The organism is Curtobacterium sp. MCBA15_008, assembly GCF_001865065.1.
Taxonomy (GTDB): Bacteria; Actinomycetota; Actinomycetes; order Actinomycetales; family Microbacteriaceae; genus Curtobacterium.
This window is the reverse complement of the sequence record NZ_MJGN01000001.1, coordinates 77708-90184: the sequence shown is the minus strand read 5'-3', so window position 1 is coordinate 90184 and position 12477 is coordinate 77708. Positions and strand designations below refer to the sequence as shown.

The 12477-nt window shown below is 70.9% G+C and carries 11 protein-coding genes and 1 pseudogene; 4 read left to right on the top strand and 8 right to left on the bottom strand.

All coding sequences use genetic code 11. The features are described from left to right. Positions 1–30: 30 nt before the first annotated feature. The 8 genes and pseudogenes from BIU96_RS00420 to BIU96_RS00385 form a co-directional block, all read right to left on the bottom strand. Complete coding sequence (locus BIU96_RS00420; protein WP_071290645.1) at positions 31–1443, bottom strand: MFS transporter; 1413 nt, start codon at positions 1441–1443, stop codon at positions 31–33. A 202-nt stretch (positions 1444–1645) separates the two neighbouring features. Then, a pseudogene (gene ribA, locus BIU96_RS00415) lies at positions 1646–2266 on the bottom strand (GTP cyclohydrolase II); the annotation flags it as partial. 35 nt (positions 2267–2301) lie between these two features. Continuing rightward, positions 2302–3354 carry a bifunctional diaminohydroxyphosphoribosylaminopyrimidine deaminase/5-amino-6-(5-phosphoribosylamino)uracil reductase RibD gene (gene ribD, locus BIU96_RS00410; protein ID WP_071290748.1) on the bottom strand — a complete coding sequence of 351 codons (1053 nt, stop codon included), beginning with the start codon at positions 3352–3354 and terminating at the stop codon, positions 2302–2304. A 53-nt stretch (positions 3355–3407) separates the two neighbouring features. Further along, positions 3408–3992, bottom strand: a complete 585-nt coding sequence (locus tag BIU96_RS00405; protein ID WP_071290643.1) for a GNAT family N-acetyltransferase — start codon at positions 3990–3992, stop codon at positions 3408–3410. A gap of 2 nt (positions 3993–3994) precedes the next feature. Then, positions 3995–5005 (bottom strand): tryptophan--tRNA ligase, encoded by a 1011-nt coding sequence (gene trpS / locus BIU96_RS00400; RefSeq protein WP_071290642.1) that lies wholly within the window; start codon positions 5003–5005, stop codon positions 3995–3997. Positions 5006–5043: 38 nt separating this feature from the next. Continuing rightward, positions 5044–5886 carry an exodeoxyribonuclease III gene (locus BIU96_RS00395; protein WP_071290641.1) on the bottom strand — a complete coding sequence of 281 codons (843 nt, stop codon included), beginning with the start codon at positions 5884–5886 and terminating at the stop codon, positions 5044–5046. Positions 5887–6079: 193 nt separating this feature from the next. Then, positions 6080–6352 carry an HPr family phosphocarrier protein gene (locus BIU96_RS00390; protein ID WP_022905912.1) on the bottom strand — a complete coding sequence of 91 codons (273 nt, stop codon included), beginning with the start codon at positions 6350–6352 and terminating at the stop codon, positions 6080–6082. Between the two features lie 86 nt (positions 6353–6438). Next, positions 6439–7209 carry a DeoR/GlpR family DNA-binding transcription regulator gene (locus BIU96_RS00385; RefSeq protein ID WP_071290640.1) on the bottom strand — a complete coding sequence of 257 codons (771 nt, stop codon included), beginning with the start codon at positions 7207–7209 and terminating at the stop codon, positions 6439–6441. 263 nt (positions 7210–7472) lie between these two features. Between BIU96_RS00385 and ptsP the strand changes: the two genes are divergently transcribed. The 4 genes from ptsP (at position 7473) to BIU96_RS00365 (ending at position 12443) form a co-directional block, all read left to right on the top strand. After that, the gene (ptsP, locus tag BIU96_RS00380) at positions 7473–9128 is read left to right on the top strand and encodes a phosphoenolpyruvate--protein phosphotransferase (protein ID WP_071290639.1); all 1656 of its coding nucleotides are present in this window, start codon (positions 7473–7475) and stop codon (positions 9126–9128) included. Positions 9129–9203: 75 nt separating this feature from the next. Next, the gene (locus BIU96_RS00375; RefSeq protein WP_071290638.1) at positions 9204–10760 is read left to right on the top strand and encodes a PTS mannitol transporter subunit IICB; all 1557 of its coding nucleotides are present in this window, start codon (positions 9204–9206) and stop codon (positions 10758–10760) included. Positions 10761–10851: 91 nt separating this feature from the next. Further along, positions 10852–11289 carry a PTS sugar transporter subunit IIA gene (locus tag BIU96_RS00370; protein WP_022907882.1) on the top strand — a complete coding sequence of 146 codons (438 nt, stop codon included), beginning with the start codon at positions 10852–10854 and terminating at the stop codon, positions 11287–11289. Further along, positions 11286–12443 carry a mannitol-1-phosphate 5-dehydrogenase gene (locus BIU96_RS00365; protein WP_071290637.1) on the top strand — a complete coding sequence of 386 codons (1158 nt, stop codon included), beginning with the start codon at positions 11286–11288 and terminating at the stop codon, positions 12441–12443. The genes BIU96_RS00370 and BIU96_RS00365 overlap by 4 nt, the downstream gene beginning before the upstream one ends. The last annotated feature ends 34 nt before the right edge of the window (positions 12444–12477 follow it).

Sequence of the window (12477 nt, the reverse complement as noted above, 5' to 3'; positions counted from 1 at the left end):
CACCGTGCCTCCCGTCCGCAGCGCGCGTGCCTACCCGCGGACGTCCGCAGGCGCCGCGTCCGGCGCACCGGACCGGTCCGCCTCGTCGAGGTCGGCGCTCTTGGTCTCCCGCATGAACAGGAGGGCGACGAGCGTCACCACCGCGGCGATGGAGAGGTACAGGCCGACGAGGAAGATGTTCCCGTCCGGCTGCCAGAGGGCCAGTGCGATCGTCGGTGCGAGCGAGGCGCCGATGATCGACGCGACGTTGTACGCGATCGCCGAACCGGTGTAGCGGACGTTCGTCGGGAAGAGCTCCGGCAGCAGGGCGCCCATCGGGCCGAACGTCAGACCCATCAGCGACAGGCCGACGATGAGGAACGTGACGACCGTGATCGGGCCGGTCGAGGCCGCGAACCAGATCTGGAACGTCAGACCGAACAGCGCGATGCCGATGGTGGTCGGGATGAGCGTGCGACGACGGCCGAACTTGTCCGCGAGGATGCCGGCGATCGGCGTGAGGATGCCGAAGAACACGACACCGATCATGAGCAGCGTGAGGAACTCGCCGCGGGTGTAGCCCAGGCCGATCTTCGGGACGAGCGGGCTCGCTTCCGTGCCGGTGGTGCCGTACGACAGCGTGAAGGTCGTCATGAAGTAGAAGAGCACGTACGTGGCGACCATGCCGAAGGTGCCGACGATGACGGCCCGCCACGAGGTGCGGAACACGCGGCCCAGCGGGACCTTCGCGACCGTGCCGGACTCCTGGACGCCGCGGAACACCGTGGACTCGACGAGCTTGAAGCGCACGTAGAGGCCGACGATGACGAGCACCGCGGACAGCAGGAACGGGATGCGCCAGCCCCAGGCCTGGAAGTCCGGGTTCGGGGAGCCGTCGGCGCCGGCGGGCATCGCGGCGTTGATCGCGATGAACAGACCGTTCGCGAGCAGGAAGCCGATCGGGGCGCCGAGCTGCGGCATCGAGCCGAACACGCCGCGCTTGCCCTTCGGTGCGTTCTCGGTCGCCAGGAGGGCCGCGCCGGACCACTCGCCACCGAGGCCGACGCCCTGGGCGAAGCGCATCACCGCGAGGAGGACCGGTGCCCAGATGCCGATCGAGGAGAACGTCGGCAGGCACCCGATGAGGAAGGTCGCGGTGCCCATGACGAGCAGCGACGCCACGAGGGTCGCCTTGCGGCCGACCCGGTCACCGAAGTGGCCGAAGATGACCGACCCGACCGGCCGCGCGAAGAACGCGAGGGCGAAGGTGACGAACGACGACAGCTGCGATGCGGTGGGGTCCTCGTTCGGGAAGAACAGCGTCGGGAAGACGAGGACCGCGGCGGTCGCGTAGACGTAGAAGTCGTAGAACTCGATGGAGGTGCCGACGAGGCTGGCGATCACGACGCGGGAGCGCGGATTGCCGGCGGTCTTCGGGGCTGCGGGTGCCGGTGCGGCGGACATGTGGTGAGGAGACTCCGTGGGGCGCGCTCGGGCTGAGCGCAGCGGTGATCCGGACGGCGGACACCGATCGGTTCGCGCAGGGTGGCGCGGGCACTGATCGGGTGCGTTCGGAACTGGGTGGTGGACCGCTTGTGACGGAGGACAACAGCGTACGACAGATGTCGCGAACCTGCGAATCCGCCCACAACGGGCCGAGCGGGTCTCAGGCGAGCGGGCTGCCCGCTTCGAGGTGCGCCGGCAGCTGGTGGCCCATCCGGTCGCGCTTCGTGTCGAGGTACCCGGCGTTCTGCGGGGAGATGCCCACGACGAGCGGCACGAGCCCCTCGACGGTGATGCCGTGCTCCTCGAGCTGCCGGCGCTTCTCGGGGTTGTTCGACAGCAGTCGGACGCTGGTCAGACCGAGGTCGGCGAGGATGCCGGCGGCGCCGCCGTACGCGCGCGAGTCGGCGGGCAGCCCGAGCGCGAGGTTGGCGTCGAGGGTGTCGAGCCCGTCCTCTTGCAGGCGGTACGCCTTGAGCTTGTTGATGAGCCCGATGCCGCGCCCCTCTTGTCCGCGGAGGTAGACCACGACGCCGCCCTCGGCCGCGATCGTGTCGAGCGCCGCGTCGAGCTGCGGGCCGCACTCGCACTTCAGTGACCCGAAGGCCTCGCCGGTCAGGCACTCGGAGTGCACCCGGACGAGCGCGCCGTCGCGAGGAGCGGCGCCGTCGGGGTCGGTGGCGATGATCGCGACGTGCTCGGCGCTCGTGACGAGGTCGCGGTAGGCGCGCATCTCGAACGTTCCGTGCGTCGTCGGGACGTTCGTGGACACCTCGAAGTGGACCGGGCTCCCGGGGGTGGGGGAGGTGAGTGCGTCGGTCATGAGGTGCTCCGGTCGTCCTGGGGCCCCGCGTTCCGGAGCTCGTCCGCCGCGGGCGTCGCCGCACGGTGGGGTCGTGCTCGGACCAGCAGGTCGGGGCCGAGGCTGGTGGTCGATAGTACGTCCAACCTCCGACGGTCGCCGATGCTTCCCACGCCGACGTCACCGAGCGCCACACGGGGACCGCCGAGCAGGACGGGCGCGAGGTACACGAGGTACTCGTCGACGAGACCCGCGGCGATGAGCGCCGAGGCGACGGTCGGACCGCCCTCGACGAACACCGAGTGCACACCGTGCTCGCGGAGGGCTCGGAGGGCGGCCTCGAGGTCGTGGCCGGGGAGCGTCAGCAGCCCTCGGGGGTGGCGACGGACGGCGGCGTCGTCGGGGACCGGGCGGTCGCCGAGCACGACCGGGAGCGGCTGGTCGGCGAGGAGTTCGCCGGCGTCGCCCCGCGCGGTGAGGCTCGGGTCGTCGGTGAGGACGGTGCCGGTGCCGACCAGGATCGCGTCGTGCGCGGCGCGCTGTTCGTGGACGTGCTGCCGGGCGGCGGCGCCGGTGATCCACTGGCTCGTGCCGTCCGCGGCGGCCGCACGGCCGTCGAGGCTGGAGGCCCACTTCACGGTGACCCACGGGCGTCCGAGCCGGACGGAGAGGAGCCACCGCTCGAGGAAGGCCTCGGCGTCGTCCGCGAGCACGCCCGTCACGACGTCGACGCCACCGGCGCGCAGCCGGTCGCCACCGCCGTGCACGTTCGTGCCCGGGTCGTCGATCGCGTACACGACACGGGCGATGCCGGCCTCGAGCAGGGCGACGGCGCACGGGCCGGTGCGTCCGGTGTGGTTGCAGGGTTCGAGGGTGACGACGGCGGTGGCCCCGCGGAGGAGCTCCGGCGCCACCTTGGCCATCGCGTCGACCTCGGCGTGGGGCGTGCCGGCGCCCTTGTGCCAGCCCTCGGCGAGGACCTCGCCGGCGGGGGAGAGGACGACCGCTCCGACGCGGGCGTGGTCACCGACGGCCGGGCCGAGCGCGGCGAGTTCGAGCCCGCGGCGCATCGCACGGACCTCCGCCGGGGAGGCGGGTGTCGGCGACGGATCGGTGGAGCGGCTCACGGACCGAGACTACCGGCGTCGCCGAACGTCTCGGGTGGCCACGGCAGGTCGGACGCGGGTGTGCCGTCCGCACGGCGGAGGCCCTTCCACGCGGTCGTCGGGGCGCCGCCACGACCGGGGATCAGCGCGGGACCGGACCCGGTGTACGAGAACCCGGCAGCACGTGCGACCGAGGCGGACGCGGTGTTGCCCGCGTAGCACTCCCAGTACACGTCCGGAGCGCCCTGCGCGAAGGCCCAGTCGAGCACCAGCCCGACCGCGTCGTGCATCAGTCCGGTGCCGCGGGCGGACGGCGCGAGCCAGAAGCCGAGGTCGCGGTGGGCCGTGCGGTACCCGATGACGCCCTCGAGCCAGGTCGACCCGGTGCGACGGATCGCCCAGGTGTACTCGCGGTCCGACGCCCAGCCGGGGCCGACCAGGGCGTCCACGAAGGTGGTGGCGTCACGGGCGGTGTACGGCGTCGGGATGGTCGTCCAGCGCACGATGTCCGGGTCTTGACAGGCCTCGGTGATCGCCGCGGCGTCCGCCCGGGTGGGCACGTCGAGGTGCACCCGGTCGGACGACAGTGTGACGGGGAGCATGCTCAGACGCGCGAACGCGGGACGAAGCCGATGCGGTCGTACACCCGCGCGAGGGTCTCGCGGGCGATCGACTCGGCCCGCTCGGCGCCGACCGCCAGCAGCCGGTCGAGCTCGGCCGGGTCGTCCAGCAGTTCGAGGGTGCGGGCGCGCACCGGCTCGAGCTCGGCGACGACCGCGTCCGCGACCTCGCCCTTCAGGTCGCCGTAGCCCTTGCCCGCGAACGACGCCTCGAGCGCGGCGACCGGGGTGCCGGTGAACGCGGAGAGGATCGACAGCAGGTTCGTCACGCCCGGCTTCGCCTGACGGTCGGCCCGGATCTCGCGCTCGGCGTCGGTGACCGCCGACTTGATCTTCTTCGCCGTGCGCTTCGGTTCGTCGAGCAGTCGCACGAGACCGCTGTCGGACGCCGCCGACTTGCTCATCTTGCTCGTCGGGTCCTGCAGGTCGTAGATGCGGGCCGTCTCGGTGAGGATGCGTGCCTCCGGGACGACGAAGGTGTCGCCGAACCGCGAGTTGAACCGCCCGGCGAGGTCACGGGTGAGCTCGACGTGCTGCCGCTGGTCGTCCCCGACCGGCACCACCTTCGTGTCGTACAGCAGGATGTCCGACGCCATCAGGATCGGGTACGTGAAGAGACCCACGGAAGCGGCCTCGGCGCCCTGACGCGCCGACTTGTCCTTGAACTGGGTCATCCGGCTCGCCTCGCCGAAGCCGGTGAGGGTGTTGAGCACCCAGGCGAGCTCGGCGTGGGCGGGGACGTGCGACTGCACGAACAGGGTCGCCTTCGTCGGGTCGATGCCCGAGGCGATGTACTGCGCGGCCGTCGCCCGGGTGTTCGCCCGGAGCTCCGCAGGGTCCTGCGGGGAGGTGATCGCGTGCATGTCGACGACGCAGTAGATCGCGTCGTAGTCGTCGAGCAGGTCGCGCCACTGCATGAGCGCGCCGATGTAGTTGCCGAGGTGCAGTGAGCCGGCCGACGGCTGGATGCCCGAGAAGATGCGGGTCTTGGTCATGGTGGTGCTCCGGTGCGTGAGGTGAAGCGGCGAGGAGGTCAGAGTTCGTAGTCGACGACCACGGGGGCGTGGTCGGACCATCGCTGGTCGTACGCCGCGGCGCGGTCGACCGTGTACCCGGTCACCTTGGCGGCGAGGTCCGGCGTCGCCATCTGGTAGTCGATGCGCCAGCCGGTGTCGTTGTCGAACGCCTGGCCGCGCCAGGACCACCACGTGTACGGCCCCTCGACGTCGCCGGCCTGCGCACGACCGACGTCGACCCAGCCGAGCCCCGGGCCGGTGGACCCGTCGGCGCCCTCGACCTGCTCGCCGTCCGCGCCGAAGAAGCGCGAGAAGTAGGCACGCTCGCGCGGCAGGAAGCCGGCGCGCTTGACGTTGCCCTTCCAGTTCTTGATGTCCCGCTGGTCGTGGCCGACGTTGAGGTCACCGACGACGACGGCGAGCGGGTTGTGCGCGCGCAGGGCGGGCAGGCGCTCCGTCATCGCGTCGAGGAACTTCCACTTCTCGTCCTGCTTCGGGGTGTCGACCTCGCCCGAGTGCACGTACGTCGACACGACGGTCACGGTGGTGCCGCCGATCTCGTAGTCGGCCTCGAGCCAGCGCCCGGCGGAGTCGAAGTCGTCGGCGCCCAGTGCGACGCGGTGGATCTGCGCGGAGTGCCGCGAGGCGATCGCCACGCCGGCCCGGCCCTTCGCGGTCGCCGGGTCGTGCACGACGTCCCACTCGTCACCGAGCAGTCCGGCGAGGTCGTCGCTCGACGCGCGGACCTCCTGCAGGGCGAGCACGTCGACGTCGCGGGTGGCGAGCCAGTCGCCCATCCCCTTCCGGAACGCGGCACGGATGCCGTTCACGTTGACGGATGCGAGGCGCAGGCGTGTCATGCAGAACACCCTATCGGCGGGGTAGGACGTGGAGGACGACCGACCTCGCAGGCTCGGTCGGCGCTGGCGCCGCGCGCCGCTGGCGCGTCGCAACATGCGGAGCGCGCGCGGGAGGCGCGGTGCCGGCTGGCACCGCGCCTCCAGTCCGTCAGGTGGTCGCGTCAGCGTCCGGGACGCGACGCGACCGACGCGATCAGGCCGCGTCGTGGTCCGTCTTGAGGAACTCGACCAGGCTGTCCGCGGTGGTCTCGGCGTCGTCGCCGGAGACCGTGAGGGTGACCTCGTCGCCGTTCTCGATGCCGAGACCGAGCAGGGCGAGGATGCTGCCCGCGTTGCCGGACTTGTCGCCCTTCGCGATCGTGACCTGGTGTCCCGACGCGGTCACGGTCTGGACGAACAGGGAGGCGGGGCGCGCGTGCAGGCCGGACGCGCTGGCGACGGTGACGGTGCGGGTGGCTTCGGACATCGATGAACTCCTAGTCGATGGGTGGTGGCGCTCATGGTAGCGAGCGACCGGTGGGTGGGTGCGGTGAGGGGAGCGGGTGCGCGACGTCAGTCGCGGCCGGGCCAGAAGACCTCGGTGCCGGCGGCCTCGACCTCGCGCACCAGGTCGGCGTTGACGCCCGGGTCGGTGATGATCGTGTCGATCGCGGCGAGGGGCGCGACGCGGCCGAACTCCTCGCGACCGAACTTGGTGTGGTCGGCGAGCAGGATGCTCCGCCGGGCGGACTTGATCATGGCGCTCTTCACGGCGGCCTCGGCCATGTTGTGCGTGGTCAGGCCGCGCTCGGGGGTGATGCCGTTGATGCTGATGAAGGCGACGTCGACGCTCACCATGCCGATGAGCTGGTGGGTCCAGGTGCCGACTCCGGCGAGCGAGTCGCTCCGGATGTTGCCGCCGAGCAGGTGCAGGTCGATGCCGGCCCGGTTCGCGACGGCCATGGCGACGGGCAGCGAGTGCGTGACGACGGTGAGGCCGCGGTCGGTCGGGAGCATCTCGGCAAGGCAGATCGTCGAGGTGCCGGCGTCGATCATGACCGACCCGTTCTCGGGCAGCTCGTCGAGGGCCGCTTCGGCGATGACCATCTTCTCGGACTGGTTGATGCCGCCACGGTCGCCGACGCCCGGGTGCAGGGTGATCCGCTCGACCGGGATCGCGCCACCGTGGGCGCGACGGACGAGGCCGCGCCGCTCGAGGCTCGTGAGGTCGCGGCGGATTGTCTCCGGCGTGACCTCGAGCAGCTCGGCGAGGTCCTTCACGTCGACCCGGCCCTGCTCGCGAGCCCGTTCGACGATGCGCTGGTGGCGCTCTGGTGCGTACATCGGGGGCCTCGTGGTCTGGGGACGGTGGAGTCGGAACGGAACGGACATGCTCGGACACGATGACGGCGGTCGTGTTCGGAACCGATCAGCCGCCAGACGCAAACGGGCATCTGTTTCTGCATTTTTATCCCCGGATGTGTTTGTTTGTCAACGCGAATCGGGGTAGTGTGCTGCACAGCCGCACCGGCGGGGTCCCGTCTCCGCGTCGCGCGCACCGAACGAACCACCCCACCGCACGTGCGTGTGAGATGAAGGAGTCTCGAATGTCCGAACTGCTCGGAACCGGCGTCGGCCGTGGCGTCGCCCACGGCCCCGTGCTCCGGATGGCGGACCCGCTCGGCGAACCGTCGACCACGCCGCTCGAGGGTTCGGCGGACGACGCGAAGCAGGCCGTCGCCACGGCGATCGCCGCCGTCGCCGAGGACCTCAACAAGCGCGGACAGCTCGCCGGCGGCGACGCCCAGGCCGTGCTCGAGGCGCAGGCGCTCATGGCGCAGGACCCGACGCTCCTCGACGACGTGCACGCGCGCATCGACGGCGGCACCAACGCCGAGCGCGCCGTGCACGAGGCCTTCGCGCAGTTCCGCGACCTGCTCGTGGGCATGGGCGGCTACATGGGGGAGCGCGCGGCCGACCTCGACGACGTCGCGCAGCGCATCGTCGCGAAGCTCCGCGGCGTCGCCGCACCCGGCGTCCCCGAGTCGGACACCCCGTTCGTGCTCGTCGCCCGTGACCTCGCGCCCGCCGACACCGCACTCCTCGACCTCGACAAGGTCCTCGCCCTCGTCACCCGCGACGGCGGCCCGACCTCGCACACCGCGATCCTCGCCCGGGCGAAGGGCATCACCGCGATCGTCGGCGTCACCGGCGCGGACGACCTCGCCGAGGGACAGGCCGTCGTGGTCGACGCCGTCGCCGGCACGGTCGTCACCGAGCCCTCCGCCGAGCTGGTGGCCGACGTCGAGCAGCGCATCGCCGACCGCCTCGCCGCGGCCGCCGCCCCGCTCACCGCCGGCGCGCTCGCCGACGGCCACACCGTGCCCCTGCTCGCGAACCTCGGCAGCCCCGCCGACGCCGCGGGCGCCGTTGCTCTCGGTGCGGAGGGCGTGGGGCTCTTCCGCACCGAGTTCCTCTTCCTCGACTCGCCGAAGGCACCGACCGTCGCCGAGCAGCAGGAGTCCTACCGGCAGCTCCTCGAGGCGTTCCCCGGCAAGAAGGTCGTCGTGCGCGCGCTCGACGCCGGTGCCGACAAGCCGCTGCCGTTCCTCACCGACAAGGACGAGGAGAACCCGGCCCTCGGGCGCCGCGGCCTCCGGGCGCTTCGCAACCACCCCGAGGTGCTCCGCGACCAGCTCACCGCGCTGGCCCAGGCCGACGCCGAGACCGAGGCCGACCTCTGGGTGATGGCCCCGATGGTCGCCGACGCCGAAGAGACCAAGTACTTCGTCGACCTCGCCCGCGAGCTCGGCATCCGCACCGCCGGCGTGATGGCCGAGGTCCCCTCGCTCGCGCTGATGGCCGACCAGGTCTTCACCTCCGCCGACTTCGTGTCCATCGGCACGAACGACCTGACCCAGTACACGATGGCCGCCGACCGCATGCTCGGCACCGTCGCGTCCTACCAGGACCCGTGGCACCCCGCCGTCCTGCGCCTCGTCGCGCAGCTCGGTGCAGCCGGTGCGGCCGCTGGCAAGCCCGTCGGCATCTGCGGCGAGGCCGCGGCCGACCCGCTGCTCGCCGTCGTGCTCGTCGGCCTCGGCGCCACCACCCTCTCCATGACCCCCGCGGCCCTCGCCGACGTGCGCGCCGAACTCGGCAACCACACCCTCGAGCAGGCCCGCGAGATGGCGACGGCAGCACTCGCCGCGAGCACGGCGGCGGCCGCGAAGTCCGCCGCGGCCGCGGTGCACGCCGCCTGAGCCGCCCCCACAGCACCACCCGATCCCAGCACCACCCCTCACACAGCAGCAGCACCTCACAGAAAGTCACCGCACATGACAACGTCGTCCGTTGCAGCGCCCGACGCACCCGCGAAGTCGCGGGGCGGCGCACGCGTCGCCGTTCAGAAGTTCGGCACGTTCCTCTCCGGCATGGTCATGCCCAACATCGCGATCTTCATCGCGTGGGGCATCATCACCGCCTTCTTCATCGAGACCGGCTGGACGCCCGTGGGCATCCTCGGCGGCTTCGGTGAGACGGGCGGCGTGGCGAACGTCGGGCTCGTCGGTCCGATCCTGACCTACCTCATCCCGCTCGCGATCGCGATCCAGGGTGGCCGGATGGTCTACGAGACCCGCGGCGCCGTCGTCGGCTCGATCATGACCATGGGTGTCATCATCGGCGCCAACGGCACGACGATGATCCTCGGCGCGATGATCTGCGGCCCCCTCGGCGCGTACCTCATCAAGCAGATCGACAAGATCTGGGACGGCAAGATCAAGCCGGGCTTCGAGATGCTCGTGAACAACTACGCGGCCGGCATCCTCGGCTTCGGGCTCGCGATGGTCGGGTTCTTCTGGCTCGCCCCGCTGTTCAAGCTCATCGCCGAGGGCCTCGGCGACGCGGTGAACTTCCTCGTCCAGCACTCCCTGCTGCCGCTCGCCAGCGTCATCATCGAGCCGGCCAAGGTGTTCTTCCTGAACAACGCGATCAACCACGGTGTGCTCGACCAGCTCGGCGCGCAGCAGGTGCAGGAATCCGGCAAGTCGATCCTGTTCCTCCTCGAGGCGAACCCCGGCCCCGGCCTCGGCATCCTCCTCGCCTTCACGTTCTTCGGTGTCGGCATCGCCCGCTCGACCGCTCCCGGCGCGATCATCATCCAGTTCCTCGGCGGCATCCACGAGATCTACTTCCCGTACGTGCTGCAGAAGCCGATCCTGTTCATCGCCGTCATCCTCGGTGGTGCCACGGGCGTCGCGACCAACGTCGCGTTCCACTCCGGACTCGTCGCCCCGGCGTCCCCCGGATCGATCTTCGCGGTGCTCGGTGCGACGGCGAAGGACAGCTTCCTCGGCGTCATCCTGTCGGTCATCCTGTCCGCCGCGGTCTCGTTCGCGGTCGCGTCGTTCTTCCTCATCGCGACCCGCAAGCGTGACCTCGCCTCCGGCACCGGTGGCGACATGAGCGCGGCGATGGCCAAGCTCCAGGCGAACAAGGGCCGCGACGTCAACTCCGCGACCTCGGGTCTCCTCGGCAACAACAGCCCGGCGAACGAGCAGGAGTCGGAGGCCGCCCTCGGCGGCGTCGGCGCCGGTACGGCCACCGCGACGAAGGTCCACAACGTGGTCTTCGCGTGCGACGCCGGCATGGGCTCGAGCGCGATGGGTGCCAGCGTCCTCCGCAACAAGGTGAAGAAGGCCGGCATCGAAGGGGTCACGGTCGTCAACAAGGCGATCGCGAACCTGACCGGTGACGAGGACCTCATCATCACGCAGGAGGAACTGACGGACCGCGCGAAGCAGAAGAACCCGAACGCGCAGCACGTGTCGGTCGGCAACTTCATGAACGCCCCGCAGTACGACCAGGTCGTCGAGCAGCTCAAGAACCAGTAACGCCACAACCAGTAACGAAGTGCAGTATCGGAGGGGACGGGTACAGACCCGTCCCCTCCACCACGTCCTCGAACACCAAGGAGAACCCCCGATGCCCGTCCTGCAGGAGAGCCAGATCCGCATCCACACCGAGGACACCGCCCCGACCAAGTCGGAGGCGATGAAGGAGGCGGCCGAGATCCTCGAGGCTGCAGGCGCGGTCACCGCGGACTACTACCCGGCGATGCTCGAGCGCGAGAAGAGCGTCTCGACGTACATGGGGAACTTCCTCGCCATCCCGCACGGCACGAACGACGCGAAGGACGCCATCAAGTCGTCCGCGCTCTCGTTCATCCGCTACGCGACCCCGATCGACTGGGACGGCAACCCCGTGCGCTTCGTCGTCGGCATCGCCGGCGTGAACAACGAGCACCTCGACATCCTGTCGAAGATCGCGATCGTGTTCTCGGACGAGGACGAGGTCCAGAAGCTCACCGACGCCCCGGACACCGCCGCGATCCTGTCGATCCTCGGCGAGGTCAACGAGTGAGCACCCGTACCGCCGTCCACTTCGGCGCCGGCAACATCGGCCGCGGGTTCGTCGGACTGCTCCTGCACGAAGCCGGGTACGAGGTCGTCTTCGCCGACGTCGCTGCACCGCTCATCGACGCTCTCGCCGCTGCCGACTCGTACACCGTGCACGAGGTCGGTGCCGGGGCGACGGACCACGTGGTCACGGACTTCCGCGCGGTGAACAGCGCGCAGGACGAAGCTGGCGTCATCGCCGAGGTCGCCGCGGCGGACATCGTCACCTGCGCCGTCGGTCCGACGGTCCTCAAGTTCATCGCCCCGGTCATCGCGCGTGCGCTCGTCGACCGCGACGCCGACGCCGCGCCGCTCACGGTGATGGCGTGCGAGAACGCCATCAACGCCACCGACCGGCTCCGCGAGTTCATCGTCGACGCCCTGCCGACCGAGTCCCGTGACCAGGCACTGGCGAAGGCCGTCTTCGCGAACACCGCGGTCGACCGCATCGTGCCGGCGCAGCCCGCCGACGGCGGCCTCGACGTCACGGTGGAGACCTACTTCGAGTGGGCCATCGACCGCACGCCGTTCGGTGGGAACGAGCCGGAGATCCCGGGCGCGCACTACGTCGACGGTCTCGCGGCGTCGATCGAGCGCAAGCTCTTCACGGTCAACACCGGGCACGCCACGGTCGCCTACCACGGGTTCCTCGCCGGGGCGGACAAGATCTCCGACGCCATCGCGATCCCCGCGGTCCGGTCCGAGCTCGAGTCCGTGCTCGCCGAGACGAGCGACCTGCTCGTCCGTCGCCACGAGCTCGACCCCGAGGTCCACCGCTCGTACGTGCAGGCGATCATCGGCCGGTTCGAGAACCCACACCTGCCCGACACGGTGACCCGCGTCGGCCGCCAGCCGCTCCGGAAGCTCTCCCGCGACGAGCGCTTCGTCTCGCCCGCCGCCGCCCTCGCCGAGGACGGCACGGAGCCGACGGCGCTGCTCGACGCGATGGGTGCGGCGCTCCGCTTCGACGTCGCCGACGACGAGCAGAGCGTCGAGCTGCAGGCGCTGCTGCGGTCGGACCGCTCCGACGCGGACGTCGTGACGGAGATCACAGGGCTCGACGAGCAGCACCCGCTGCACGCGGCCTTCGTCGACCGGGTGCGTTCCGCGCGCGCCTAGCGACGTCCCACTGCACGGACGGGAGGCACGGTGC